Consider the following 26,746-nt stretch of genomic DNA (forward strand, 5'->3'; position numbering starts at 1 on the left):
TCATGGACCCCCACGCGCTCCTGCACCAGGTCGCCGACCAGCTGCGCGCGCTCGCCCAGGACGCGGTCGCCGGCCTCATCCGCCAGCTGCCCGAACTCGGTGACGACCCGTCGGCCGCCGGAACCGTACTGGCCGGGCGGCTGCTCGCGGTGCACGACCGGCTGCCGCCCGGGAACTCGCTGGCGGAGCTGGTGCGGGAGGTGCTGGGCGACCTGGACGCCAACGCGCCGGTACGGCTGCACGGCTGGCGGCGGGCGCCCGGGGCGCCGCTCGGGGTGGCGCTGGTGCTGACCGATCCGTCCGGCGCGGCGGCCGGTCGCGCGGTGCTCGGGGTGACCCCGGACGGGCCCGTGTTCGACGTAGTCGTCACCCCAGGGGCGATCCTGACCCTGCCGACGACCGCCAACGGGCCGTGGAGTGCGCAGGCCACGATCGCCGCACCCGGCGGCTGGGATGCCGCGTTCGGTCCCGGCCTGCCGCCAACGCCGCCCGGCGGCACCGCGACGATCCAGCTCCAGCGCACTGGACGGCTGACCACCGGCATGACCGACGGACCGGGGATCGGCGTCAACGGCATCGGGGTCACCGTCACCGCCTCCCCGGCCACGCCCCCGGCCGTCGAGGTCGAACTGCGCGAACTCACCGCCGCCGTCCTGCCGACCGCGCTGGCCAGGCTGGTCGGCGTCGACGGAGTCGGTCCGATGGCGGGCGGTTCCGGACCGGTCACCGTCACTCTCCGCGCGGACCGGACCGCAGGGTTGTGCTTCACAGGTACCGGAGGGCTTGAGATCCCGCTGCCGTTGCGGCTGGACGTGCCCGGTGTGCGCACCCGGGGTACCGCTCTGGAGCTGGTCTCGGACGGTGGTGAGCCGCGGCTGGCGCTGTCCGTGTCGCTCACCGCCGGGCTGCCCGGTCTGCCCCTGCGGGTCTTCCTGGACCGAACCGGCATCGACCTGCCCCTCGCGCTGACTCCCGCGGCCCCGGTGGGCCTCGACCCGCGCCGACTGCGCGAGCTGTTCCCCGACGGCATCGGCACCGAGCTGAACGTGCCCCCGGTGTCCGGCAGCGGCGTGGTCCGGCGCACCCCCGACCAGGGCTATGCCGGGCTGATCTCGGTCGATCTGGGCGTGCTGCAACTCCAGGCCATCGCCCTGTTCCGGCCGCCGACCGGGGACGCCCCGACCAGCTTCCTGGTGCTGCTCGCCGCCCAGTTCCCGGCGCCCGGCATCGAGCTGGGGCTGGGCTTCGCGCTCGACGCGGTCGGCGGACAGGTCGGCGTCAACCGGCGCGTTGACGTGACCGAGTTGCAGCAGCTGGTGAGCGACGGCAACGCCGACCGTGTGCTGTTCCCGGACCACGCCGCGGAGCGCGCCGGAGAGATCATCGCCTCGCTGGGCGCGGTGTACCCGGTCGCCGCCGGGCGGGTGCTCGTCGGGCCGATGGTGCGCATCACGTGGGGCGGGCGGATCGTGTCGCTGTCCGGCGCGCTGATCCTCGAACTGCCCGCCCCGGTCCGCGCGGTGCTGGTGGGGCGGCTCCTGGTCGGGCTGCCCGACCCGGTCGTGCCGCTGATCCGGCTCCAGGCCAGTGTGCTCGGCCGGATCGACCCGGGCATCCCCGAGGTCGAACTGCTGGTGTCGCTGGCCGGTTCGTGGATCGTCGGCCTCGCCGTGCGCGGCGAGATGTATCTGCTCGTACGCGGCGGCCCGCAGCCGGAGTTCGTGCTGTCCGCCGGCGGCTTCCACCCCCGTTACGCCCCGCCCCCGAAAGTGCCCGCGCTGCGTCGGCTCCAGATCGATCTGGCCCCGGGCGGTGGCTTCGGGCTGCGGATGGAAGCGTATCTCGCGGTCACCTCCAACGCGGTGATGTTCGGCGGTCAGGTGCAGCTGAACGCGATGATCGCCGGGTGCGGTGTGCAGGGCTGGCTCGGGCTGGACGCGCTGTTCGTCTTCGACCCGGTGTTCTCGTTCGCGGTGCATGTGCGGGCCGGGTTGGCGGTGCGCGCGTTCGGCCACCGGCTGGCCGGCGTCGGACTGGACTTCAGCCTGGAGGGCCCGGCGCCCTGGCACGCGTACGGCACCGGCAGCATCTCGGTGCTGTTCTGGGACGTCTCGCTGGACTTCGACATCCGCTGGGGCTCACCACCAGCAGTCGCCCCGCAGCCCGGTCGCGATCCGCTCGAACCGCTGCGCGCGGCCATCGCCCGCGCCAAGGCCTGGGTGGCACAGCGGCCCGCGGTCGAGCGCACCGCGCTGAACTTCACCCCCACGGCGACCGAGAAGCTGGACAGGGGCGACATCGTGCACCCGGACGCCACGCTGCGGGTCAGCCAGGACGTGGTACCGCTGGGCGTGGCGTTCTCCCGGTTCGAACGCCGTCCGGTGCCGGTGCAGTTGTGGACGATCAAAGAGGTCACGCTCGGCACGCCCCAGCCCGCCGACCATCTCCCCCCGCTGCCCGAGCGGTTCGTGCCCGGTGACCTCTTCGACCTCACCGAGGACGAGCAGCTCACCAGGCCCGCGTTCGCGAGTTACGCCGGCGGGGTGCAGGTGGGTACCGACGGCGCCCTGCTCGGCGTCGGCCACCGGGTCGACGACCGCTACGAGACCGCGTACGAACCGCCGCTGCCGACCCCGCAGTTCTCGCCCTGGCCGGGACACTTCGACCGCGAGGCGGTGTTCGCGGTCAGCGCGGCCGAGCGGCTGGAGCGGTGGCGCACCCCTGAGGCGGCCGTCCGGGTACGTCCGGCGACGCTGAGCGTGGTGGACGCCAGGGACCTGCGTCCCAAGCTCCCCGACGTCTCCCTGGTCAACGCCACCGCCGACGCCTGGCAGGCGGTGCGCGGACAGCTGGGCGATCCGCACCAGTCCGTTCAGCTCGTCGAGAGCTGGGAGCAGCAGGCATGAGGTGCAGGCCGGCCGCGCACCAAAGACGCCGACCGTGTGGCCGTAACGGGAGCGATGCATGAGTACGCGATGGTTCTTCTCCTCGGCGCGGCTCGGGGCGGCGGCTTCGACCACGGGGCAGGCGCTGCCGACCTCCGTGCTGTTCGGGCGGGACATCGACGGTCAGCACACGCAGGAGACTGTGCCGGGGCCGACGCTGTCGCTGGTCGGGCCGGGGGATGCGCTCGGCTTCGACCGCACGATGGTGCTGCGCGAGGAACCGCCGCCCGGCACGGCCCAGGCGGCGGAGAACATCATGGCCAGTGTCGAGTTGGCACACGCAGACCTGCCCTGGCTGCTGTCCCCGGGGCCGGCCGCCGCCCCGTCCGGGCCGACCCCGCAGCCGTGGATCGTGCTGGTCGTACTGGCCGAGGACGAGGCCGCCCCACCGCGCGACGCCAACCCCCTGCCGGTCCTGACCGCTCCGGTCGCCGCGCTGCCCCCGCTGGCCGAGCGGTGGGCCTGGGCGCATGTGGAGGCCCGGCTCCCGGACGACGTCACCGACATCGGCACCGCGCAGCGGCTCGCCGAGCAGGGGGTGCGCGCGCACTCGGCCGAGGTCGTCGGGCGACTGGTGTGCCCGCGCCAGCTGAAGCCGGGCCGGGGCTGGATCGCCGCCGTGGTGCCCGCCACCGCGGCCGGGCGGGCCGCAGGACTGAACGCGGACCCGGCCGCGGCGGGCACCGCAGACGCCTGGCCGGTCGACGGCGCCGGCACCGTCGACCTGCCTGTCTACCACTGGTGGACCTTCCGCACCGGGGCCGAAGGCACCTTCGAGGAACTGGCCCGACGGCTGCACTTCCACCCGGCCGCCGAAGCCGGACTCGGCACCCGGACCATCGACGTCGGCCGGCCCTGGCCCGCCGAGCAGCCGACCGGTCCGGCCACCGTGGCCCTGGACGGCGCGCTGCGGGTGCCGGGGGCGGAGGGGCCAGAGGTGTGGTCGGACGCCGCCGCGCAGGACAGGTTCCGCGCCCTGCTCCGGGTCCGCCTCGACGCTCCGGCCCAGCGGCGCGACGCGTCCGGGCCGCCCGTCGAGGACCGGGACACCGTCGCCGTGGCGCCGCCGCTGTACGGCAGCCACCACACCGGGCAGCAGACCGTGCCCGCCGGGCCGGACGGCTGGATGAGCACCCTCAATCTCGACGTCCGGCGCCGGGTGGCCGCCGCCCTCGGCGCCCGCTATGTGCAGCAGGAGCAGGAGTTCCTGATGGCCAGGGCCTGGGAGCAGGTCGGTGAGATTCGGCGGGCCAACCAGCTGCTGGCCGTCAGCGAACTGTCCGCCGCCGCTGCCGAGCGGGCCCAGCGCAAGCACCTCGATCCGCTGGGGGTGTCCGACCTGGTCACCGTGATGGCGCCGGTGGGTGACCGGGTGGCGGTGTCCGTACCCGCTCCGGACGGGACTGCGGCCACACCCACGACTGCGGCCACACCCACGACTGCGACGTTGACCTCCATGCTGGCCACGTCCCCGGTGCCGACCGGGGCGGCCAGCACCTCGTTCGCCCGGCTGACCCGCCGTAGTGGCGCGCTGGCCCGCCGCGTGAGCCGTGTCGCGACCCCCGGTGCGCCCGGCCTCGCGGCAACCAAGCCGGTCATCGAGCAGGGGCTGAGCCAGATGGGCGGCGGCGACCGGTCGCCCGAGGCCGAGCTGCCGGGCGAGCTGCGCGACAGGATCAGCCCTCCCCGGTTGCAGCTGCTGCGGATGACCGACCGCATTCCCGCCGGCTTCTGGGCACAGCGCACCGAGGCGGAGGCCCGGCCGCTGCGGCCCATCATGGCGCACCCGACGTTCACCGTGCCGATCGCCGGGGAACTGCTGGCCCGCTGGCCGGAGTGGGCGATTCCCGGGATCGGGGCGCTGCCGCCGGACTCGGTGACGCTGCTGAAGACCAATCCGGAGTTCGTCGCCGCGCTGCTGGTCGGGCTCAACCACGAGTTCAACCGGGAGCTGCTGTGGCGGGAGTTCCCCACCGACCAGCGCGGCACCCCGTTCGCCCGGTTCTGGCCCGGCGACGACGCGGACATCGACGAGATCGCCCTCTGGCCGCCGGACGCCCCGCTGAACAGCCGTCTGCGCGGCGGCGGCGACGGCAGTCTGGCCGTGCTGGTGCGCGGGGAGCTGCTGCGCCGGTTTCCCGGCACCGCGCTGCTCGCCGTGCGCGGCGAGAACGGCAGGCTGCCGGACGCGTTCGGCGGAGTGCCGGGCACCCCACTGGCGCTGGACGAGTCCACCGTGCTCTATCTGTTCGCCGGTCTCGACGAGGAAAAGGCCCGCGCCGAGGACTGGTTCTTCGTGTTCCGCGAACCGATGCACGGGACCCAGTTCGGCTTCGACTCCGGCGATCAGCCCGCGCGGATGAGCACGTGGGCCGACCTCACCTGGAAAGGCGTGACGGTGGACGCCGCCGGGTTCGTCCGCCTCGCTCCGGCGCCTCCCGCGCCACAGCCGCTGCCGACCGATCCACCGCCGCCGCCCGATCCACCGGTGTGGGTCCGGGACGCGGCCGACACGGCCCGCATCGCCTTCCAGCAGCCGTTCCAACTGGCTTTCCAGGCCGCCACGTTGCTGGCCGGTTGAGCACCGCATGGCCGAACGAGCACCACGCTGCGGGCTGAGCACCGCATTGAGGACCGAGCACCGCGTGAGGACAGGAGTACACCGGAGATGACGGACGCGTTCACCGCCCGCGCGCTGCTGGACCGGGCCCGCGCCGACGCGGACACCGCACGGGCCCGCGCCGACGAGCAACTGGCGGTCGTGCGGCGGCTCCAGGACGCCATCCGGGCCGGAGACGAGCGCGCCACCCCCGACCAGCTCACCGCCGCCGAAGCGGCCCAGGCAGAGCTGCAGCGCACGGCCGACCAGCAGGCCGGGCTCGTCGCCAGTGACGAGGACGAACTGATCCAGGCCCTCGGCTCCGGCGCACCGCTGTTCCCCGACGGCAACACCACCCCGATCGCGCTGCTGCCGGTGCGGGTGGAGACCATCTGGTGGGAGCCGAGCACCCTGCGGGTGCGGGTCTACCCGGACGACATCCTGATGTCCCAGTTCGACCCGGAACTCACCCCTGACGAGGCGGCCGCCGCCACCGAGTACTGGCAGGCCCCGAGCCCCGAAGCCTGGCAGAAGGTGCTCACGAGGCTGCGCCCGGCACGCGCCTCCTGGGCGGTCGGCGCCTGCCGCCCCGGCTCCCCGCCACCCGTGGTGCGCCCCGACGACCCGGCCGCACACCGGCAACGGGCGGTCGCGATGCCGAAGCAATGGCGCTTCCTCGGTCTGCTCAACGGCGAAGTGGTGGTGGACAAGCTCGGCCGTACGGTGCCCGACCCACTGCCGGCCGGGCTCCTGCGCGCCGACGAGGAGGGCTGGGAGACCGACTGGTTCGAGGCGCTCAAGGCAGGCATGGGGGTCGAGCTGAACTTCCCCGACGGCACCGACCACCTGGACGAGCTGCTGGTCGTCGGGGTCCGCGGCGACTCGGCTGCGGACGGTGCCGCCCGGCTGCGAGACCTGCTGCACGGTCACCGGTACGGCGGCGGGCTCGGTTTGCTGCCGGTCGGCACCGCGACCAACAACACCCCCCGCGCCCGCTCCGGATGGTCCTCGGCGCCCGCCTACCCGGGTCCTGACCCGGACCCGCAGCCCGGTGAGCGGCCGGTGGCCGACGCCCTCGCGAACGCGCTCGGACTGCCCGACACCGGTTTCCTGCGCGGCTGTTCCGGCGCGGCCGACGCGGAACCCTCAGGCCTCGCCGCGCTGTCCCTGCTCACCTGGCCGACGCTGGGCAAGGGGTACGCCGAGGCCGCGATGTCCCAACTGGACCTGGGCACCCAGCAGGTCAGCGGCGTCGGACCGGCACGGGCGTGGCGCGCGGTGCGCGACCATCTCGCCGAGCACGTCCGCAGCCGAGGTCCGCTGCCGATGCTGCGGGTCGGCCGCCAGCCGTACGGCGTGCTGCCCGCGACCGCGCTGGATGACTGGCGCGCCGAACGGCCCGGCGACGTGGACGCCCTCCTAGCGCCCTGGCTGCTGCGGTTGCGGGAACGCTGGCGCGCGGTGCTGAACGACGCCGACACCATCCCCCGGGTGCGGCCCGACCAGTCGGTCGATCAGGTCACGGTGGACGCCCTGCAGCGGCTGCCGGTGGCGACCGGCCTGGCCATGCGGCGGATGGACGGCCCCGGGTTCGCCGTACCGAAGACCCCGCGCGACCAGCCTCCCGCCGAGCCCGGCCTGCCCGGTCTGCCTCCGGACGGGGTGCTGCGCTGGACCACCAGCGGCGACGGCTGGACCGACCTCGGCTGGGGCCTCGACGAGGAGACCGGCGTACCGAAGTTCGTGTCCCGGCTCGCCCCGGACCCGGTGGCCTTCCCGGCCCGGGCGTCGGCCACCGCGGACTATCTGCACGCGGTGCACGCCTTTCTGGCAGGGGAGTTGGACGCCGAGAGCTATGACCGGGCCTGGCCGGTGGAGCTGTCCTCCGGGCGGGAGACTCCGCCCCGGCGCAGCACGTTCTTCGACCGGCCGGACGGGGTCGGCCGGCCGAACGAGGCCCCTGCGCCGCCGACGCCGGGGGACGACGGCGTGCCCCCAAACCTGGAGAACCAGCCTCCACCGGACGCCACCGGCCTGCTCGACGCGCTGCTCTTTCTCCCCAACTGGTCGTCCTTCGAAGGCGACGACGGAGCGGACGACCCCCTCCGGCAGGCGCTGGCCGTGACCAGTGACGTGGACCAGCTGGTGGCCGACGTACTGGAGGGGCTGGCCGAGCACGACCGCACGCAGCGGGTCGCGGCCGCCCAACCCGCCGCGGGCGCGCTGCCCCAGCTGGAGCAGGCGCTGCGGACGCTCGCCGCCGTACCGGTCTCCCGGCTGCCCGAGCTGCTGCTGGAGGTCATCGACGTCCACTCGCACCGGCTGGACGCCTGGGTCACCTCCCTGGCCTCGCGGCGGCTGGCCGGGCTGCGGGCCTCCGGGGTCGCGGGCATCCGGTACGGCTGTTACGGCTGGGTGGAGAACCTGCGCCCACCGGTGGCGAGCCAACAGGTCGACATGCAGGTCGACGACGAGGACACCACGGTCGAGGTGTCGGCGCAGGACGGCTACATCCACGCACCGTCGCTGCAACACGCGGCGACCGCGGCCGTCCTGCGCTCGGGCTTCCTCGGCCACCCCGGCGAGCAGACGTACGCGGTCAACCTCACCTCGCGCCGCGCCCGCGTCGCCCGCTGGCTGCTCGGCGGCGTACGACAGGGCCAGAACCTGGGCTCCCTGCTGGGCTACCGGTTCGAGCGAACGCTGCACGACGCGCAGCTGGACCACCTCGTCGAGCGGTTCCGTCGCCAGTTCCCCCTGCCCGTCGTGCCCGAACCGCAAGGGCAGGACGGCAACACGGACCTCTGGGCACGCAGCGCGGAGGCCATCGCCGCGCGCAACGTCGTCGACGGGCTGGCCCTGGTGCGGGCCGGTGCCGGAGCGCCCGGCCTGCTCAGCGTCATCGACAACGCGCCCGTGGTACCCGCGGACGATCAGGCCGCGGTGGCACCGCTCCTCGCCCACCTCGCCGACGCCCTGGACGCGGTGGGCGACCTGGTACTGGCCGAGAGCGTCCATCAGTTGGTGGGCGGCAACCCCATCCGCGCCGGGCTGACCGCCGACACCCTGGGCCGGGGTGAGAACGTACCGGACACGTTCCGCGTACTGCGCACCCCGCACCGGGCCCGTGCGCTGACCCACCGCGTGGGCGCCCTGCTGTCCGCGGCACCGGCCGGCCCGACCGGCTGGCCCGGCGATCCGCTCGCCGCGCTGCAACCGGCGATGGAGGCGTGGGTCGCGCGGCTGCTCGGCCCGGCGGCGGGCTGGACCCTGACCGGCGTGCTGGGCGGACAGGGCCAGGCATTCGAGGTCACCGCCGACCGACTGGGACTTGGCGCGGTCAGCACCGTACTGGACGCGTCCGGCGCCGATCAGGCCCGGCTGCGCCGCGCGCTGCTCGACGCCCTCGCCGCGGCGCCCGACACGCCTGTCACCTTCACCGGGTCCGACTGGACCGGTCTGCTCGGCAGGGCGTCCCGGATCCGTTCGCTGCTGGCCACGGCCCAGCCGCTGCTGCCGACGCATCTGTCCGACAACCCGGCGGACCGCTCGCTCGACATCACCGATCTGCGCGCACGCCTGGCGCGTTTCGCCGCCGACCCGTTGATCGCCGTACACCCCGCTGCGGCCGCTCTCGGCACACTGGCCGCGGAGCCGACGGGACCGGACTCGGCGCAGGCCTGGCTGTCCCGGGCCCGGACCACGCTGGCCGAGGTGCTCGGTGCGGAGGTCCCGCTGCTGCCCGCGATCACCGGAGCGGCGCCGGCCGGACGGGCGGAGCTGCCCGGTGCCGACATCGAGGACTGGCTGCGCCGCAATGCAGCCGTACGGCCGTCGGTGCGTACCCTGCACGAGACGCTGCTGATGGCCGGTTCCCGGGCCGGCCGGGTCGAACCGCTGCGTGCGGCACAGCGTCCGGGCGCCGACGCCGACCCGTGGATCGGCGGCGCCTTCCCCGCCGGACAGCGCCCACGAGCCACCGACCACCTGGTCTGGCACGCCCCCGACGCCCCAGCACCCGGCGCAGCCGTGACCGGTGTGCTGCTCGACGAATGGATCGAGCTGCTGCCCGGTTCGGACCAACCGGACCCCTCCCCCGCGCCCAACCCACCGGCCGAGGCTCCGCCGGAGACCGAACTGACCGGTGTCGCCTTCCACTACGACCGGCCGGACGCCAAGGCCCCGCACAGCGTCCTCATCGCCGTTCCCCCGGACCTGGGTCGTGGCTGGACCTCTGACGGCCTGGTCCAGGTGCTCCGGGAGACGCTGGAACTGGCCAAGCTGCGCGCCATCGACGTCGCCGACCTGCCGCAGCTGCGCGATCTGCTCCCCGCGATCCGCATCTCCCCGCAGGGTGCGACCGGGCAGGCGCTGTCCCGGATCGAGACCACGCGGCCGAACACCGACCCGCAGGGGCCGTTCCGGCTGGAGCCCGGGCACCGCACCGGCGATGTCGAGTCCGGCCTGGCCGCCCGGGTGCACGACCCGCTGTGGCTGCTGACCCGGCAGTGGCAGTTCGGGGAACTCGCCGCGCAGGACGCCGGTTCCCCCGCGGTGGTGCGGATGACCGGCGGCAGCGCGCCGATCGACGCCTGGCGCCCGGCCGGGGCCGCCGACTGGGTGCCGTACGACCCGCGCCTTGGGCCGCTGGACGTGCCGGTCGAGGACGAACCGGTGCTCGTCGACGAGCGGTTGCGCGCCGAGGGTGGAGCCGCGCTGCTGCGGATGGCCGACGACGCCGGGCTGCTCGGTGCCGCCGTCACCGCGCTGGCAGCGCATCAACTCCCGGCCGATGAAGGCGGCGACAAGACCGACATGAGTCTGATCGGGCTGCTCGGCGGGCGGATGCCGGACGCGGCGGCGGTGGCGGCGGCGCTGGACGCGGGCACCCTCGAAGGCGGCGGCGACCCGGGGCTCGGGGCGGTGCTGGGCCGTTGGCGGCATTGGTGGGCCGGGCAGGTGACCGAGCTGGGACCGGACTGCTTCGACCCGCACCGGTTCGAGTACGGCGCCGAGGTGTCGACCGGTGGTGCGGTACTGCGCGCCGACGCGTATCTGGGCGACGGACTGGACTGGTACGGCCTGGACGTGCACCCCGATCCCGACGTCAAGGGCGCTGCGCCGGGGTCCAGGCACACCTTCACCGACGAGGGGCTGCCGTCGACGGTGCGCTACGGCGGACTGCCGGCCGACCGGTTCTGGGAGATGGAGGACGCGCAGGTCGACCTAGGCTCGGCGGAGGTGTCCACGCTGGACACGGGGCGGTTGCTGCTGATCTCGTTCGCCACGGTGTACGGCAACGACTGGTTCCTGGTGCCGCTGGAGGTACCGGTCGGTTCGCTGACCGTGCTGGACCAGCTGCTGGTGCGCGATGTGTTCGGCCGCTACCACCTCGTCGAGCGCGCCGGACGGGACGACCCGTCCTGGTCGATGTTCACCCTGGACAGCCAGGACCCGGACCATCCGGCGGCGACCGGTCTACTGATGCTGCCCACCGAGCCGGGTCAGGTGGGCGATCCGCTGGAGCAGGTGGTGCTGGCCCGCGACGAACTGGCGAACCTGGCCTGGGCCGTGCAGCACCGCTATACCGACGGCCGGGGCGAACCGGTGGACCGACGGGACCTGTGGGCGCGCATCGCGCCGCCCGAGCCGGCGCCGACCGGCGGACTACCCGGGTACGGGGTGCAGAGCGTGGTGCCGGACTACTGGTTCCCGCTGGTCCCGGAGTCGGTCAGCGCCGGGGTGATCCGGTTCCGGCTGGCCGAGTTGACCGGTCCCGGCCTCGACTCCCGCCCGGAGGGCCGGTTGATCGCGCCGGAGCTGTGGGTGTGCGAGGAGGAGGTGCCGCGGGACGGGGTGAACGTGACCCGCCGTCCGGTGCTGGCCCGCTGGTTCGACGGCTCCTGGCACAGCTGGGTGCGCCGGGAGAAGGCCCCCGGTACCGGGGAGGGCTCCAGCGGGCTCGCCTTCGACACGGTCCGGCCGACCGAGCCGTGGCCGTGACGAGGGGCACGGAGTCGCACCGCTCGACACAACCGATTACGTGACAGAGCCGAGCGATTTACAGTCCCTCATTCTTCCTGCCCGTGATCGAAGTTCAGGCAGAGCGCCCAGACGTCGGAGTAGGTGTTCGGTGAGGGCGATCCCCCGACGTGGATGTCGGCTGTCCAGTGTGCGGCCGTGCTGGTCCCGTCACTGAACGGGCTGCCGTCCGAGTCGCTGGGGAAGCTTCCGATGAGGTGGGTTCCGCCCGACCCTGCCTTGGTGAAGTCGGTCGTCGTCACGTTGCCTCCGCTGGCGGCGGCGCCCCCACTGACCAGCACGTGATGCTCCCTTGCGTTGCCGCGCTCCCCGGCTCCCTCGGCGCAGCCGACCGTCTCCGTCTGGCTCGTGCCGGCCGTGGTCGGCCCGCTCAGCTCGCGGAAGTGGACCGTCGTGGTGATGCCTCGGACGTTGACATCGTCTCCACTGCAGATCGCGTAGGCGTATGTCGTGTTGTCACTGTCGCGTCCGCCGCCGATTCCTCCGACGGCGGTCCAGGAGTCGGGGTTGGTCTCCCCGTCCGCAGCAGCTTTCTGGCCGAAGTCGTGTGCGGCGTCGTTGAAGGTGGGAAAGCTGGCGATGGGCTTGAGGCTGCCGACGCTGGCGGGGGTGGTCCGGGCGCCGCCACCGAGCAGGACCGTGCCTGTCGGGCAGGTTGCCACGCCGGTTTTCGCTGTCTGTCCGATCGAGGGCCCGGCGATCTTGTTCATGACCACCTGGGTGTGCTTGATCCGGTTGCTGGAAAGGCACACCGCGTAGGGAGTGGTGGAGAAGTCGGGGCTGGAGTTGCTCCCGCTTCCGCCGAACGCGAGCCAGTGCGTCACATCGGTGCCGACGACACCGGTCGAGCCGGTGAATTCGGTGACGCCGTCGGGGCTGGGCGCGATGCCCATCACGTGGTTGCCGTTCCCTGCCCTGTCGTCGCCGGTGGTCTGCTCGATTCCGCCACCGGAAATGAGGCCTTGGCCGCAGTCCGCGTGGGCCGAGACACCGGTGAAGGGGGTCGCGGGGCCCATGGTGGGTCCGGGGGTCGTGACGGTGACGTCTGCGGTGTCGGTACGCGATCTCCGGCACAGCCACGGCCAGCAGGGCACCCGGGGATCAGTATCTTCGCCAGGGCGGACTTCCGGGAAAGCCTCTTCTTCATCGAATTCTGCCTTTCTGTTGTCAACGCGGTGAACGTGGCGGGCGGGCTGCCGGGGTATCGGTGTCTCGTGTCCGCCCGCAGGCCAGTGGTGCCGGTGACTCAGACGCCGTCGTTGGCGCACAGCGCCCAGACGTCGGAGTGGTTGGCCGTCGACGTCATCCCGCCGGTGTGAGTGAACGCCGTCCAGGAGGCCGTCGTCGTGGTCCCGTCACTGACGGGGTTGCCGCTGGAGTCGCTCGGGAAGCTGCCGTTGAGGTGGTCGCCGGGCGAGCCCGGTCCGGTGAAATCGGTGGTGGTCACGATGCCCCCGCTGATGGCGCCGCCCCCGCTCACCAGGTTCCCGTCCCCCACACCGCAGCTGACGGCTGTGTTCTGGCCTGTGCTCCCGGTGTTCGGGCCGTTCGCCTCGCTGGAGCGGACCTTCACGGTGACACCGCTGACGGTGATACCGCTGCCACTGCAGATCGCGTAGGCGTAGGTCTCGTTACTGGCGTTGGCGCTGTTGTCCCATCCGACGGCGCTCCAGGAATCGGGGTTGGTCTCTCCGTCCGCGGCGGCCTTCTTTCCGAAGTCGTGTGCGGAGTTGTTGAATGTGGGGAAGCTGGCGATGGCCTTGAAGTTTCCGGTATTGCCAGATGTGACCAGAGCGCCGCCACCGAGCAGGGCGGTGTTGGCCGGGCAGGTCGCCGTCACGAGACCCGGTGTCGATGCGGTGGTGGGTGCGTTCACCTTGTTCATGACCGCCTGTGTGTGGTTGATGAGGTTGCTGGTGAAGCACACCGCGTAAGGGGTGGTGGAGAAGGAGAGTTGACCTGTCCTCCGCTTCCGCCCTTCGCGATCCAGTACGCCACGTCGGTACCGACGACCCCGGTTGATCCGGTGTATTCGGTGGCACCGTCCGAGCTGGGCTCGGTGCCCAGCACGTGGTTGCCGTTCACCCCCGCACCGGTGCCGGTGGCCTGGTCGATCCCGCCGCCGGAAACGAGACCGCTCTTGCAGTGGGCACTGGTTGAGATCGAAGAGTCGATGGTTGCAGGTCCGAGAGTGGCGCCGGGCGTTCGCACAGTGACGCTCACGGTGGTGGCGTACGCGGCCCCTGGTGCCACCAGGACCAGCAAGGCCCCAACGACCAGCGCTTTTCCTGCGGCGACGCTGCCCTTGCCGGAAATCTCGTCCGCGCAGGTCAAGCGGCATGCCGGTACTCGTGGATGACACCGCCGAGGCGGTCGTGTCGTCGTACGTTGCGGCCGACGATGTGAGCCGGGTCGGTGATCGGTGTGGGCAGCGGGTGGAGGGGGCGGGCGTTGGCGATGCCCTGGTGCGGTCGGTGCGAGTTGTAGAAGCGCTCGAACTCGCCCAGGGCGTGGATCAGGTGGCGCTGGTTCCATGTCAACGTGCGGTCCAGGAGTTCCCGTCGGCAGGTCTGCACCCACCGCTCCATGATCGAGTTCATCCTCGGCATCCGGACTCCGGCGAGCACGGACTCGATGCCCGCATCCTTCAGAATCGTGTCGAACAGGGCGGGGAACTTTCCATCCCGGTCTCGGATGAGGAACCGTGCCCGGCAGCCAGCGTCTTCCAGGTCCATGATCAGGTTCTTCACGGCCTGCGTCACCCACGCGGCGGTCGGATGCACAGTCGCGCCGAGGATGCGGATCCGTCGGGTAGCGTGCTCGATGACGGCGAGCACGTAGATGCACGCCCCGGTCAGGATGACAGTTTCGAAGAAGTCGCAGGCCAGCAGCGCCTCGGCCTGGGAACGCAGGAAGTCAGCCCATGTGCTGGCGCCGCGCTCGGGCGCTGGATCGATTCCGGCCTCTTTCAAGATCTCCCAGACCGTGGAGGCGGCGACCTTGATGCCCAGGACCAGCAGTTCCCCGTGTACGCGCCTGTAGCCCCAGTTCGGATTCTCGCGCGCGAGCCGAAGTACCAGGGCCCGTATGGAGTGCACCGTCCGAGGCCGTCCCGGCCGCTTGGGCCGGGAGCGGGCGGCATGACCACGCGCGACCACACGGTGCCACCGCAGCAGCCTCTCCGGGCGCACCAGCAGCCGCATCCTTGGGAGGACCTCCCGGGACAGCCGGTGGAGCAGTGCGGCCAGGAACACCCGGTCGCTGGGGGTGAACCGGACCCTTGTCGTGCCCAGTTGGCGCTCCAGCACCGTGATCTGGTGACGCAAGGCGAGGATCTCGGCGTCCTTCTCACGGTCGCTCATCGGCAGCAAGCGCAGCAGGGCGAGGGCGTTGGTCACACCCAGGTAGGCCAGTCGAAGCAACACGGTCGCGCATGATGCCGCCGTGGTCGACACGATGGCCACGGTGCCGCCATGCACGCCAGACGATGCGGGGTACCCCGCGGCTGCGCTGCACCGCCTCCCACCAGCACGGATGAGTATTCGGCAGGCGCACCCCTGGCCGCTCGGAATCCGTCATCGCTGCTCCCTTACGAAGGACAGGTGGCGGAGATGACGTAGTCGACTACGTCGTGCGTGCTGGAACGGTCCCGGCAGGCAGCGCGCTGGCGGTCGGCGCCGGTTCCTTCGGTGCGCAGGCGCTGCCACCGCTCGCGTACCAGGTCGAGATCTTCGTGCCGACGCAGTGCCGGGGTGATGGTGTGCACCAGCCGCTCGACGAGCGCGGTCTGGAATGCCAGGCGGCCGGTCAGCGGGTCGATGCCGTGGCCGGCCAGTCCGTCGTGTGCCGCGCGCCAGCAGGTCGCACGCAGGAGTTCCGGTGCCGGGCGCGGGGCCGGTTCTCCGGCCTGGCAAGCGGTGAGGGCGGTGGCGGTCAGGGCGCGGACGACGGCGGCGAGCAGGAGGGTGTCGTCCGGGGTCAGGGCGGCGTCGGCGACGCGGATTTCGACGGTGGGCAGGTGGTGGGAGGGACGGATGTCCCAGTACAGGCCGCCGCGGTCGATGAGCGCCTCTGCTTCGAGGAGGGTGTCGACAAGGTCGTCGAAGTGGGCGGGTGATTCGAAGTAGGGGGGCGGGCCGGCCACGGGCCAGCGCCCCCAGGTAATGGCGCGCCAGCTGGCGTATCCAGTGTCCCGGCCACCTTGGAACGGGGAGTTCGCACTCAAGGCGGTCAGGACCGGCAGCCAGGGACGCAGGTGGTTGCTGACGTGGACGGCGTCGCGGGGGCCGGGCAGGCCGACGTGGATATGGCAGGCGCACGCGGTCTGCTCCTCGTCCAGGGCGCGGAAGTGGGCGGCGCTTCGTGCGTAGCGGGCTCCGGGCGTGATCGGGACGGGGGCTGCCTGGCCGAGTACGGGGGTGCCGGTGGAGGCGATGCGCAGGCCCAGGCGGGCGGCGGCGCGGGCGGCCGCCGTTCTGGTGGAGCGGATCTGGTCGTCGGCTTCCTTCAGGCAGGTGTGCGGGTCGGTGCGCAGTTCGACCTGGTAACGGGTCAGCTCGGTGCCTACCCGGTCACCGAGTTCACCGGCTGCCTCGCCCACCAGCTGAGGACCGCGCGGGCTGAGGGCCCGGCTGTCCGGTTCGATCAGGAGGAACTCTTCTTCGATCCCGACGGTGAGCGGGGCCGGGGGCTGGCCTGATCCGAGGGTGCGGGCTGGCGCGGGGGCGTCTGTCGGGGCGGACGCGCCGTGGGGTTCACTGCTCATAGTGATGACACTGTCTCAGACAGTGGCGGCGCCGGTGTGCGGTAACGGTCTTCGTCGACGACTGAGGAGCGCAGCATGCATGAACAGACCGACGTCCTGGTGGTCGGCGGCGGCCCGGCGGGCGCGACCGCGGCAGCCCTCCTCGCCCGGCAGGGCCTTCAGGTGCGCGTGCTGGAACGCGAGCGGTTCCCGCGTTACCACATCGGCGAGTCCCTGCTGCCGGTGCTGGACGTGCTGGGCGCACGCGAGGCAGTCGAGGCGCACGGTTTCGTCCGCAAGACGGGGGCGTTCTACGACTGGGGCGGCCAGGAGTGGTCGCTGGGCTTCGACGAGCCGGGCAGACCGGCGGCCTACAGCTTCCAGGTGATCCGCTCCCAGTTCGACCAGATGCTGCTGGAGCACGCCCGCGCACAGAGAGCCGACGTGCGCGAAGAGGTCCGCGCCGGACATGTCACGTTCGAGGACGGCAAGGCCGGCCAGGGCCAGCGGGCCGTGGAAGCGGCCTGGACCGGTAACGACGGGACTGAAGGGCGCATCCGGTTCGGACACCTCATCGACGCCTCCGGCCGCACCGGACTCCTCGCCGCCCGGCAGCTGCGCACCAGGCGCGTCCACGACATCTTCCGCAACGTCGCCACCTGGAGCTACTGGCACAACGCAGCGCCTCTCGCCGCCGCCCCGAGTGGCGCGATCGGGGTGTTCTCCCTGCCGGACCACGGATGGCTGTGGGCCATCCCTCTGCACGACGGCACCCTCAGCGTCGGCCTGGTCACCGACAAACGCTCCTTCGCCCACGCCAGGCAGGCAGCCGGCGGCTCACTCCAGCGCCTCTACGACGAGGCCATCGCCCGCTGCCCGCTCCTGGCCGGCATGCTCACCCACGCCCGGCAGGCCACGCCGCTGAAGACCGAGAGCGACTACTCCTACGTCAGCGAAGCCTTCACCGGACCGGGCTGGTTCCTCGCCGGGGACGCCGCCTGCTTCCTGGACCCCCTGCTGTCCACCGGAGTGCACCTGGCCATGTACAGCGGCCTGCTCGCCGCCGCCTCCATCAGCAGCGTGCTCAGCGGCGACGTCGACGAAGACGCCACCCGCGCCTTCTACCAGACCGCCTACCAGCACGCCTACGAACGGCTCCTCATCCTGGTCAGCGCCTTCTACCGCATCCACGACGGCCGCGACACCTACTTCCGCACCGCCCAACAGCTCAGCCGCCGCGACCAGGCACCCCTGCGCCTGCACGAGAGCTTCCTCAACATCATCACCGGCACGGAAGACCTCCACGACACCCAGACCGACGACGCCGTCGACACCTTCCTGCGCACCGTGCGCCAACCCGTCAACGGCCGACCCCCGCAAGGACTCGCAGGCCACGGAACAACCGATCTCCTGCCCCTGCCCACCACCCCCGCACTGGCCGCCGCCGGGCTCTACCTCAACCTCCACCCGCATCCCCACCTCACGACCGATACCACATGAGTGCGAGATCGGCGTCAACCAACCACGGTGAGGCAAACGGCTTGCCCGTGACTGCGCGCCCGGCGAACGGGCCGACCCCGGGACGCAGCGGCTCTGAACTTTCGCCTGCTCAACTCACGGTTTCCTGAGTGATCTGCACACTCCACGCCTCTACCCACTTCTGCACGCGCTGGCTGTAACCCTGATTCCAGTAGCGGATGCGGATGGTGCCGTCGGAGGTCGTTTGTAGGGTTTCGGGATACCCGAAGTGCTGGATCAGCCCTGTGGTGAGGGCAGATGTGGCAGCCACGAGGGGTGCCCCATCCTCAACGAGGTCGTCGAGGTCGAACGCGCCCGTGGCGACGGGCGGCTTGATGATCTGATGGCCCGGCGAGCCTCCGAAGCTACGGTTTTGCACGAGGATTGCCGGGGTCTCTTCGGTGACGAGCCACAAGGTCGCGCGAACTGGCGCGTTGCCACCAGAAGCCGCGCGGTCACTGGCGTGACGGGCGAGGAAGCGCAGGCCCGACAAGACGCTGACGGCCAGGTCCTCATCACCGATCCGGCTGATCGGCGTGCTCGGGGCGCCCATCGCAGGAGGCAGACCCCACAGGGCGCAGCGGATGGCGGCCTGGATGCCGAGACCGAAGTTGGCAGTGCAGGTCTCGAACATGCAGCGGCCGGTGCCGTATTGCAGCTTCGAGAGCTTCAAAACGACGAGTCCGTCCCGTGTCGGACAGCCAGCAGGGCCACGTCGTCGTCGTTGTCTGGTGGGCGTGCCCGTGCCAACAGCTCGTCGGTGAAGGATTCCAGGGGGCGGTGGGCCAAGGACGCGGCGTGGCGGCGCAGACGGTTGAGGCCCTCGTCCAGGCTGTGGTTCGGGGACTCGATCAGGCCGTCCGTGTAGAGGAGCAGGGTTGCCCCGGGGGGCAGTTCCGCTGTCGCGTCAGGGCGGACCTGATCGGGTGTAACGCCCAGCAGGATCCCGTGGCCGTCGGTCAGATAGCGGGCCATGCCCTCATGGGTGACCAGCAGCGGCGGTGGGTGGCCCGCGTTGGTCCAGGACAGCTCGCACTGGCCTGCGTCGTTCTCACTCATGCGGGCAAAGACCAGCGTGGCCATGGAGACCTCCGCGATGTCCAGGGTCGCCCGGTCGAGCCATTCCACGATCTTGCTCGGTGGCTTCTGTTGGGACACCGCGTACGCGCGGAGCATGTTGCGCAGCTGGGCCATGCCGGCCGCGGCGTCTAGGTCGTGGCCGACGACGTCGCCGATGGCGAGGGCGGTGGCGCCGTCTGTCAGGGTGAACGCGTCGTACCAGTCGCCGCCGACCTGTGAGGCGTCCGGCGCGGGCAGGTAGCGCGCGGTCATGCTGCGGCCGGGCGTCCGCGGGAGCCTCGGCAGCAGATGGCGCTGCATGGTTTCGGCGACCTTGCGCTGGCGCTGGTAGAGGCGGGCGTTCTCCAGGCCGAGGCTGGCGCGCCGGGCGATGTCTTCCAGCAGGGCGGCGTCGGTCGCGGTGAACCGCTCGGGCTGGTCGGCGCGGCCGAGGGTGAGGGCGCCCAGTACGTCGTGCAGGCTGCGGAGGGGGACCACGATCGCCGAGTGCATGCCGGTCGCCTGGAACAGGCGCCGCTGCTCCACCGCGATGCCGGAGTCGGGCGGTCCCTGGTAGGTCTCGGGGCCGGCGAAGGAGGACGTGACACCGCGCAGGGCCCGGGATAGGGGCATCGGGGACTCCTGGGGCACGGGCGGCATGGGCCCCTGGAGGTCCTCCCGGAACACCACGGTGCCGCCTTCGGCGTGGGCGACGGCAAAGCGCGACACTTCGTCCCGCTCGCTGATCAGGTCGATGACGGCCCAGTCGGCGATGCGAGGCACTACAAGGTTGATCAGGCGGCGCAGCGCCTCGTAGATGTCCAGGGTGGAGGTGAGCAGGGTCGTCGTCTCGGCGAGTAGAGCGAGCCGTTCCAGTTCGGAGAGCCGTCCGCCGGCCGGTGGCCGCTGGGCGGGACGCCCGGAGCGGCCGGCGGAGTGAAAGAGGAAGAGCGTGGCCGACGGACGGATACCGATGTCACAGGGTGTGGCCAGCCATGCCACCGGCAACAACGTGCCGTCTCCGCGCTCGAGCCACTCCTCCTCACCCTGCTCTGTCCGACCGCCGAGGACGCTCTCCCGCATCCGGCACTGGGCCCTCGGCACGGGCTCCCCGCAGCTGGTGCGGTGCAGCAGGTCATGGGCGTCCTGGCCGACCAGATCCGAGGCGGGGCGGGCCAGGAGTTCTTCGCCACGCGCGTTGACAGCCACGATGAAGCCCTGCTCGTCCGTCAGGTAAGCACCTGTACCGAGGGCGTCGAGGGCCGTGGCAACCGCTTCCTGCGGACCATCCGGGCCCCTCATTGCCGCCTCCCGTCACCGGAAAATCGCCTAGGATCCCTGGGATCCAGGTTCCCCATGGGTCACCGCTGACTCTCGCAAAGCGCACCACAGACCGCACCAGATCGCGCGGGGAACAGCGGGGAATCACGGAGAAAGCAGCCGCGCCCAACGCCACCACCGTAATACCGTTCGCCCTGGTCAGCGCGCGAGCCCACGGCAAATAATCGCAGTTTCCCAAGCTGAGGGCCCCGGCACCGTTGTCACGGGCCGGGCCGTCGCGGCGTACTGGCTGAGCGGGCCGCACGTGTGTCGAGCTCCCGAGCATGAGTGGCCGGACTAGCTTTGAGGTCATGGCTGTCGACGTCCTCACCGAGACCGTGATCGCCCGTCCCCGTGCGGAGGTCGCCGCCTACGCCGGGGATCCGACCAATGCGCCGCACTGGTACACCAACATCGTCTCGGTTCACTGGCGGACCTCACCGCCGCTCGCCGTGGGCTCGAGGCTCGACTTCGTCGCCCGGTTCCTGGGGCGCACCCTGACCTACACGTACGAAATCGTCGAGTACTCCCCCGACCGACTCGTGATGCGCACCGAGCAGGGACCGTTTCCCATGGAGACGACCTACACCTGGCATCCAGTGGACGCCGACCATACCCGGATGACGCTGCGCAACCGCGGCGAGCCATCCGGCTTTGCCAAAGTGAGCGCTCCGATGATGGCCGCGGCTGTGCGGCGAGCGAACATCAAGGACCTGGCCGCATTGAAAGCGCTGCTGGAAGGCGCCGACGCCGGCCGACGCCTACCGGGCGACGTCTGACATCCACGGCTGACTGTGAGGATGTCGATGGTGCCGCCCGAGGCGGTCTGACCCGCCGACTGACCGACGCCCAGGCTGTCTTGTTGATGAAATGTCGGCCGACTCGGGTGGTGCCGCCCTGCGCGCGGCCGGTCGGGCGTTTGTGACCTCATGGGAGCCCGGCCAAAGGTCCCATCACAGTCTTGTCCTCCCGCCCGACCGGCGCGTGCCACCCCTCATGCGTCGCACGGAAGGACAGCACTCATCAGCATGGCAGACGAGATAGCGGTGATCGGCGGCATCGACACCCACACCGACTTCCACCAGGCCGCAGTGATCGACTCCATCGGCCGGCACCTGGCCACCGAGGCATTTCCCACCACTCACGACGGCTACCGCCGTCTACTGGAGTGGCTTCGCTCGCACGGCGAGGTCATGGCCGTCGGCGTCGAGGGAACCGGCGCCTACGGCTCCGAGTTCACCCGGCGCCCGCACGGCGGCGCACCCTGATGCCGGACGAGACAGCGGTCACAGGGCAAGCCACGCACGTGCCCGGCGGGACGATCACCGTCGTCGCTGCCGGGCGTCAGCTACGATCTGAGCGGGTCCCATTTTCGTTGACCAGGGCCGCGAACACCGTCCCGGTCCGGCTCAGGGCGCCAGCACAACCCTGCCGAACACCTTCCCCGCGTCCATCTCACGGTGGGCCAGCACCGCCCGGTCCAGCGGCAACACTGCATGCACGACTGTGCGCAGGTCACCGTGCGCAGCATCGGCCGAAGTGGGACGACCGCACGGCCTGCCGGTCGGGGCCGGGCACGGTGTCAGAGCTGAAAGTGGCGAACGACAGCCGCATGCCGAAGTCCGCCGGCGGCTGCCCACCGACCGCACCGACAGCCACGTACCCGCCGGGCTCGCCGAGCACCTGGACGCCGCCTTCGACCAGATCGCCGAGCGCGCCCGCGAACTACGTCGCATCGGCCGTGACTTGGGTCGCCTCGTCATCCTCGGCGGCGGCGACATCGTCGAGGGTTGCACGATCTACCCCAACCAGGCGTACGAGATCGACGGCGACAGGCGCGCCCAGGTGCGCAACGCCGTCACCTTCGTCCTGGACGGCCTCGACCGCCTCGCCCCGCTCTTTAGGGACGCCACCGTGCTCGTGGTCGGCGGCAACCACGGCGAGAGACGCATCGGGAGCAGCCGCACCACCTGCTCGGACAATGACGACTGCGCCGTCTTCGAACACGCCGCGCGCGCCGCCGAGCGCGACCGGCGCCTGGCGCACGTCCGCTTCTCCATCGCCGATGCCGAGCCGGCCGAGACGCTTGCCGTCCACGGCTGGATCCTCGGCATCGCCCACGGCCACGTCTTCGCCCGCGGCACCGGCTCGACCGAGCAGAAGGCGTACCGCTGGTACTCCGGCCAGGCGGCCGGCCACCTCCCGGCAGGCGACTGCGACCTGCTGGTCACCCACCACTACGACCACTTCGCCGCCCGCGACTGGGGCGGCTGCTTCTGGGTGCAGACCCCCGCAATGGACGGCGGGTCGCCGCACTTCACCGACGCGACCAGCCAAGGCGCAGACCCCGGGATGCTTTCGTGGGTCATGACGCCGGAGAAGCGGGCCGTGGACGTTCAGATCCTGTGCTCAGTGCTCATGGAATCGATCTGATCCGCACGGCTTTACAGACGGTCACATGATCTGCACACTTCGGGCATGACAAGTGGTAGACGGGCGTTCCTCGGGGCCCCGTTCCTCATCATCGGCCCGCTCACAGGGTGCAGTGAGAAGACGGGTAAAGAGCACTCGCTGCCCACCGCTCAGCCTTCACCACACGCGTCAGCGACGGCGAGCAGCCCAGCAAGACTCATGCTGACAGAGAGTTCAACCTGCGCCGACTACCTGCGCGTCAGCCAGGACGATCGAGCGCGCTTCGTCGAGCATGAGATGCAGGTTCATCAGCCGCAGACGAACGCTCCCGTTATTTTGTCCTCGCAGTTCGCTCCGGGTGGTACGCCAACAGCCGTGAGCGGCAACGCGATGATGAACGAAATAGGCGCCGCGTATCTCGGACCGATTCTTGACAGCGAGTGCCCTCACAAGCTCTCAACGAAAATCGTTGTTCTCCTGGCTCCGGCCTGGACGGCAAGCCCGAGTTCTTGAGGTCAGTGGAGACCATGAACCATGGAAGACGGTCGCACCTTTTGCTGGCGGCCATCGCAGTCCTGGCGCTGGGCGGGTGCAGCAGCTCTCCACACGTATTGGGAGAGCGGTCCTCCAGCTCGAAGGCCCCCGTAAACGTTCCGGGGACGGTCGGATACCTGTACAGCAGCTCCAGCGGGATCAACTTCTTTCAGTGGCAGACCGACGCGTCGGGCGCGATCCAGGGAACCCAGATGTCCGCGAGCACCTCCGGGGATGCACCCAGTGAGCAGGTCTCGACCAACCGGTCCGACATCAGCGGGCAGATCAATGGCTCCTCCGTCACGCTCGACATCGGCTTCCACACCGACCAGGGGGTCCTCAGTTCGGGGACGCTTACTCTCAACGTGGTCCAGCAGGACGGCAACATCCAGCCCATCGTCTACCGCCGGGCATCCGACGCGGACTACAACGCGGCCCTGGCCAAGCTCAACTCTGCTGTGCAGCAGACGAATAGCCAGCAGAGCCAGGCCGACAACCGGGCTGCCACCGAGCAGCAGGTCGCCAAGGACTATCAGGCCATCGGCAGCGATGAGACGAACGTGAAGAGCGACCTATCGAGCCTCAAGGACACGGTCTCCAGCACAGCGACAGACGTAGGCACCGTGCACAGTGACGAGCGGAACGTGCTGAGCGAGTCCGGGAACGGCACAGACAACGGCACTGTTTGCGGCGACGCTGCCTCCGTGAGTGGTGACGCGTCCTCGGTGAGTGGTGACGCATCCTCGCTCAGCGGTGACCTCGCTTCCTTCACCAGCGACCTGACCTCGCTGGACAGTGACGCGCGCTCACTGAGCACCGATCTCGCCGCTCTTTTGAGCATCGAGCCGGGCTATACGGGAGGAAGGAACGAGCCGTCGCCAAGTACGGCGCGCGAGGCGGTGTCGGGAGCGGGCTCGGCCGCGTCTGCCGACGTCCAGAGCGCAAACGGTGACATTGATGAGGAGAACTCCTACGTGTCCACCGCCTACGGGTATGCCGCGGACGCGGAGAAAGCCGGCAACTGCGGTGAGTCGCCCAGCCCCCAGTCACCCAGCTCTCACGTCTCTGCGTCCGGGAGCCAGCAGTCCTGACCCACAATCTGACTTTCTCCAGCCGGCGAGCAGGAAAGCCCGCCCATGCCTCGAAACGCATGGGCGGGCCGCTTGGGACCTATCGCACTGACCAACCGGCTCCGGGGCTAGCTCACCCAAGCCTCTCCTGACGGCTCCGCGATAGCCAGTAAGTACGGTGCCGCACGGGCGTGGTCCAGACGATCCCGGTCGAAGTCGGGGCTCCGGCTCGCGCGGGAGCGGGTGCGGTGCGGGCGTCGCGGATCGCGTTCTGCACGGCGAGGCTGGCGATCCGGCGCGCTCGTATCTGCTCGACTCGCGGGGCGGTTTGCCGGCGGTGCCGGCGATCCACCACCGGTGGGGCCAGGCGAAGTCAGGGGTGAAGGTGATCTGGTCCGGTGCCGGGGTCCGGCGGCCAGTCACGGGAACGGTGAGCTGGCGGGAGTGGCAGGCGAGAGCCTCGTCGGTGATGTAGTCGTCCAAGCCGGGACGGAACACGCGGCCGCGCAGCATCTCCAGCAGGTGCCGGCGGGCTTCGGCCAGGACGTGGGTGGCGAGCGCCGTGTCCACCCGCGGGCCGACCTGCTCTCGGATCGCCTTCCCGGCCGCCCTGCAGCGCTCCAGGAGCCCGTCGACCATCCGCTTGCCGAAGCGCAGGATCGCGGACGCCCGCCACCACGCGCGCAGCTGCTCCAAGGGGTGCGGCGTCCTTTTCGCCGGGCGGGCGTCCTGCGCCGCCCACCACCCGAGACCGTGGCGGCCGCGCTCGCTCGGCAGCCGCCCGTGGTCCTTCACGTACTGGTCGATGATGCCCTCCAGGGCGTCCTCGATCCGCTGCCGGCGGGTTGAGGACCAGTCGATCAGCTCTTGATCAACCCCGGCTATCTCCATCACGGGGCGAAGGCCCGGCGTCACCTCCCGAGCAACGGTCGCCAGCCCCAGCTCCTCACACACCTGGGTCGTCATCGTGAGGGTGTTGAGCGTCCCGGCTGCCACGACGTGCTGGTAGAGGCGGCGGGTGTCGAGCGCGTACCAGGTGCCGTCCGGGCGCTGCACTCGGTTCAGGATCAGGCAGTGCTCGTGCAAGAGGGGGAAGCCGTCGCGGTTGTCGAAGTGACGGAACGCCGCAACGACCAGGGCAGGGGCCTTTGCACGCTGGCGGCCGGACGACCACCGGGTCTCCGCGATCTCCTTCTCCAGTCATCGCAGCACGGTGGCGATGGCCCGCTCGTGCGTCCGCTCTATGACCCGCCGGGTGTGGTCGTCGCCCAGGGCCCACAGCACGATCAGGGACGCCTGCGGTCGGAAGTCGAAGTCGATGGCAAGCAGCGGGATCTGCTTACGCTCCTCGATCTCTTCGATTGGCTACCCAAGGGCAGTCTCCAACCGCGCGGTGTCGGGGTCGGCGCCTTCGTCCAGGTGCTCACGCTCTATCCGGTTGGCGTCCGGGTGCCGGAGTTTACCGAACAGCAGTTCCATCTGCCGCTCCGTGACTGTCTCCCCGGTGGTGAGCCCGAGCGCGGGCAGGCCGCGGCCCATCCACACGCCAGGCGGGAGGCCAGCTTCCTCCTGAGCATCCTTCAGCAGCCTGCGGGCCGGACGGCGACTGTCCCCGAAAGCCACCCCACGGACGTAGTAGCGCCTGTCCAACTTCACCCGCGACGCGCAGCAGGCATACCTGCGACTACTTGATCCGCGGTGGACGCCCCCAGGCGAAGGACGCCGTAGGCCCGGCTGACAGCTATGCGTCGGCGTCGTGCCTGATGCCGCTTCGGGGCACTGCATTCGGACTGTTCGTTGCGCCGCACCCGTACCGCGCCGAACACCGACTTCACTGCGCAGGGGCACGGGAACAGCGCGCGTACGCGTGTCAGGCCCGATTGCAGGCCCTGGGCAACCGCCTCCTCGATGCCGCCAGGAAGCGGTCCTGTTCCACGGTCTGTGGGTGTGGGCAGGGCCTTGCTCCTGGCAAGGGCGCGAGGGCTTTGGAACGGGCCGTTGAGTCGGAACAGGCGCCACCACCGGTTGCTGCCACGGGCCTCAATGATGATCAGCTGCGGCCGCTGCCACAGGACGAAAGCAGTGTGGTCACTGGCGTGTGCCGACGCGGCGACGAGGGTCGCTGCCTCGGCGCTGCCGACGGCTTCCAGGGCCTGGAATACGAGGTTGCCACGACTGTCGTCGACCTCGAGCAGGTAGGGGCCGGCGCGGCGGACGAGGCGTCCGCGTTCTGCCATGGCGGCGACGGCGTCTTGGACGGGGTCGTCCTGAACGATATCCTCGGCGGTGTCCAGGACCGCCTGGGAGTCGACTGTGGTGCCGAAGGCGGGCGCGAGCAGGTGGGTGTACTCGGCGATGTAGGTCGGGTCGGCTGCGGACAGCAGGTGTCCTGCCTTCCAGCAGTGACCAGCAGCGACAGCACCGCACCATCACCTCGATACGTGAACCTCGCCCGCCACAAAGGCGTGCTGCCCTGCTCGTCGGGGACATCCACTCCCGCACC

Annotated in this window: 18 protein-coding genes and 1 pseudogene; 9 read left to right on the top strand and 10 right to left on the bottom strand. The window is 70.9% G+C overall.

Features of this window, described 5'->3' with window-relative positions; all coding sequences use genetic code 11:
* Positions 1–2: 2 nt before the first annotated feature.
* The 3 genes from A6P39_RS02085 (at position 3) to A6P39_RS02095 (ending at position 11,547) form a co-directional block, all read left to right on the top strand.
* On the top strand, positions 3–2,906 hold the full coding sequence (locus tag A6P39_RS02085) for a DUF6603 domain-containing protein (RefSeq protein WP_067045151.1): 2,904 nt from the start codon (positions 3–5) through the stop codon (positions 2,904–2,906).
* A gap of 58 nt (positions 2,907–2,964) precedes the next feature.
* Complete coding sequence (locus A6P39_RS02090) at positions 2,965–5,526, top strand: hypothetical protein (protein ID WP_067045148.1); 2,562 nt, start codon at positions 2,965–2,967, stop codon at positions 5,524–5,526.
* Between the two features lie 87 nt (positions 5,527–5,613).
* A complete protein-coding gene (locus A6P39_RS02095) occupies positions 5,614–11,547 on the top strand; it encodes a hypothetical protein (RefSeq protein ID WP_067045145.1) in 5,934 nt (1,977 codons plus the stop codon).
* A gap of 68 nt (positions 11,548–11,615) precedes the next feature.
* Here A6P39_RS02095 and A6P39_RS02100 read toward each other — a convergent pair whose 3' ends face one another.
* The 4 genes from A6P39_RS02100 to A6P39_RS02115 form a co-directional block, all read right to left on the bottom strand.
* Positions 11,616–12,602: a hypothetical protein gene (locus A6P39_RS02100; protein ID WP_199840783.1), complete on the bottom strand. Its 987-nt coding sequence runs from the start codon at positions 12,600–12,602 to the stop codon at positions 11,616–11,618.
* A gap of 230 nt (positions 12,603–12,832) precedes the next feature.
* Positions 12,833–13,471, bottom strand: coding sequence for a hypothetical protein (locus A6P39_RS02105; RefSeq protein WP_199840782.1), 639 nt, complete (start codon positions 13,469–13,471; stop codon positions 12,833–12,835).
* Between the two features lie 445 nt (positions 13,472–13,916).
* A complete protein-coding gene (locus A6P39_RS02110; protein WP_067045292.1) occupies positions 13,917–15,011 on the bottom strand; it encodes an integrase core domain-containing protein in 1,095 nt (364 codons plus the stop codon).
* 164 nt (positions 15,012–15,175) lie between these two features.
* Positions 15,176–16,351: a carboxylate-amine ligase gene (locus tag A6P39_RS02115; RefSeq protein WP_079133334.1), complete on the bottom strand. Its 1,176-nt coding sequence runs from the start codon at positions 16,349–16,351 to the stop codon at positions 15,176–15,178.
* Between the two features lie 75 nt (positions 16,352–16,426).
* On the opposite strand from A6P39_RS02115, the gene A6P39_RS02120 reads away from it, so the two are divergent.
* The gene (locus A6P39_RS02120; RefSeq protein ID WP_067045142.1) at positions 16,427–17,830 is read left to right on the top strand and encodes an NAD(P)/FAD-dependent oxidoreductase; all 1,404 of its coding nucleotides are present in this window, start codon (positions 16,427–16,429) and stop codon (positions 17,828–17,830) included.
* 109 nt (positions 17,831–17,939) lie between these two features.
* Here A6P39_RS02120 and A6P39_RS02125 read toward each other — a convergent pair whose 3' ends face one another.
* Both A6P39_RS02125 and A6P39_RS02130 read right to left on the bottom strand, forming a co-directional pair.
* A complete protein-coding gene (locus A6P39_RS02125) occupies positions 17,940–18,521 on the bottom strand; it encodes a hypothetical protein (RefSeq protein ID WP_067045139.1) in 582 nt (193 codons plus the stop codon).
* A complete protein-coding gene (locus A6P39_RS02130; protein ID WP_067045136.1) occupies positions 18,518–20,209 on the bottom strand; it encodes a SpoIIE family protein phosphatase in 1,692 nt (563 codons plus the stop codon). Before A6P39_RS02130 ends, A6P39_RS02125 begins: the two co-directional genes overlap by 4 nt.
* Before the next feature lie 329 nt (positions 20,210–20,538).
* Between A6P39_RS02130 and A6P39_RS02135 the strand changes: the two genes are divergently transcribed.
* On the top strand, positions 20,539–21,006 hold the full coding sequence (locus A6P39_RS02135) for an SRPBCC family protein (RefSeq protein ID WP_067045133.1): 468 nt from the start codon (positions 20,539–20,541) through the stop codon (positions 21,004–21,006).
* Positions 21,007–21,255: 249 nt separating this feature from the next.
* Positions 21,256–21,495, top strand: a complete 240-nt coding sequence (locus tag A6P39_RS02140; RefSeq protein WP_067045130.1) for an IS110 family transposase — start codon at positions 21,256–21,258, stop codon at positions 21,493–21,495.
* Positions 21,496–21,636: 141 nt separating this feature from the next.
* Here A6P39_RS02140 and A6P39_RS45310 read toward each other — a convergent pair.
* Positions 21,637–21,907: pseudogene (locus A6P39_RS45310) on the bottom strand (zinc-binding dehydrogenase); the annotation flags it as partial.
* A 66-nt stretch (positions 21,908–21,973) separates the two neighbouring features.
* On the opposite strand from A6P39_RS45310, the gene A6P39_RS02145 reads away from it, so the two are divergent.
* The 3 genes from A6P39_RS02145 (at position 21,974) to A6P39_RS02155 (ending at position 24,264) form a co-directional block, all read left to right on the top strand.
* The gene (locus A6P39_RS02145; RefSeq protein WP_079133333.1) at positions 21,974–22,660 is read left to right on the top strand and encodes a hypothetical protein; all 687 of its coding nucleotides are present in this window, start codon (positions 21,974–21,976) and stop codon (positions 22,658–22,660) included.
* A 198-nt stretch (positions 22,661–22,858) separates the two neighbouring features.
* Entirely contained in the window at positions 22,859–23,152 is a 294-nt protein-coding gene (locus A6P39_RS02150; protein ID WP_159396025.1) for a hypothetical protein, read from the top strand.
* A gap of 5 nt (positions 23,153–23,157) precedes the next feature.
* Complete coding sequence (locus A6P39_RS02155) at positions 23,158–24,264, top strand: hypothetical protein (protein WP_275883779.1); 1,107 nt, start codon at positions 23,158–23,160, stop codon at positions 24,262–24,264.
* On the opposite strand, the gene mobF is transcribed toward A6P39_RS02155, so the two are convergent.
* The 3 genes from mobF to A6P39_RS02170 form a co-directional block, all read right to left on the bottom strand.
* Complete coding sequence (mobF, locus tag A6P39_RS02160) at positions 24,220–25,443, bottom strand: MobF family relaxase (protein WP_331454196.1); 1,224 nt, start codon at positions 25,441–25,443, stop codon at positions 24,220–24,222. The genes A6P39_RS02155 and mobF overlap by 45 nt on opposite strands.
* Before the next feature lie 165 nt (positions 25,444–25,608).
* Positions 25,609–25,899: a relaxase domain-containing protein gene (locus tag A6P39_RS02165; RefSeq protein WP_067045118.1), complete on the bottom strand. Its 291-nt coding sequence runs from the start codon at positions 25,897–25,899 to the stop codon at positions 25,609–25,611.
* On the bottom strand, positions 25,896–26,480 hold the full coding sequence (locus A6P39_RS02170; RefSeq protein ID WP_159396022.1) for a hypothetical protein: 585 nt from the start codon (positions 26,478–26,480) through the stop codon (positions 25,896–25,898). The genes A6P39_RS02165 and A6P39_RS02170 overlap by 4 nt, the downstream gene beginning before the upstream one ends.
* Between the last annotated feature and the right edge of the window lie 266 nt (positions 26,481–26,746).

The organism is Streptomyces sp. FXJ1.172 (assembly GCF_001636945.3).
GTDB lineage: Bacteria > Actinomycetota > Actinomycetes > Streptomycetales > Streptomycetaceae > Streptomyces.

Coding starts and splice junctions, on each gene's coding strand:
- A6P39_RS02085 (WP_067045151.1), top strand. CDS start 3: ATGGACCCCCACGCGCTCCTGCACCAGGTCGCCGACCAGCTGCGCGCG.
- A6P39_RS02090 (WP_067045148.1), top strand. CDS start 2,965: ATGAGTACGCGATGGTTCTTCTCCTCGGCGCGGCTCGGGGCGGCGGCT.
- A6P39_RS02095 (WP_067045145.1), top strand. CDS start 5,614: ATGACGGACGCGTTCACCGCCCGCGCGCTGCTGGACCGGGCCCGCGCC.
- A6P39_RS02100 (WP_199840783.1), bottom strand. CDS start 12,602: ATGGGCCCCGCGACCCCCTTCACCGGTGTCTCGGCCCACGCGGACTGC.
- A6P39_RS02105 (WP_199840782.1), bottom strand. CDS start 13,471: ATGAACAAGGTGAACGCACCCACCACCGCATCGACACCGGGTCTCGTG.
- A6P39_RS02115 (WP_079133334.1), bottom strand. CDS start 16,351: ATGAGCAGTGAACCCCACGGCGCGTCCGCCCCGACAGACGCCCCCGCG.
- A6P39_RS02120 (WP_067045142.1), top strand. CDS start 16,427: ATGCATGAACAGACCGACGTCCTGGTGGTCGGCGGCGGCCCGGCGGGC.
- A6P39_RS02130 (WP_067045136.1), bottom strand. CDS start 20,209: ATGAGGGGCCCGGATGGTCCGCAGGAAGCGGTTGCCACGGCCCTCGAC.
- A6P39_RS02135 (WP_067045133.1), top strand. CDS start 20,539: ATGGCTGTCGACGTCCTCACCGAGACCGTGATCGCCCGTCCCCGTGCG.
- A6P39_RS02140 (WP_067045130.1), top strand. CDS start 21,256: ATGGCAGACGAGATAGCGGTGATCGGCGGCATCGACACCCACACCGAC.
- A6P39_RS02150 (WP_159396025.1), top strand. CDS start 22,859: ATGCTGACAGAGAGTTCAACCTGCGCCGACTACCTGCGCGTCAGCCAG.
- A6P39_RS02170 (WP_159396022.1), bottom strand. CDS start 26,480: ATGGCAGAACGCGGACGCCTCGTCCGCCGCGCCGGCCCCTACCTGCTC.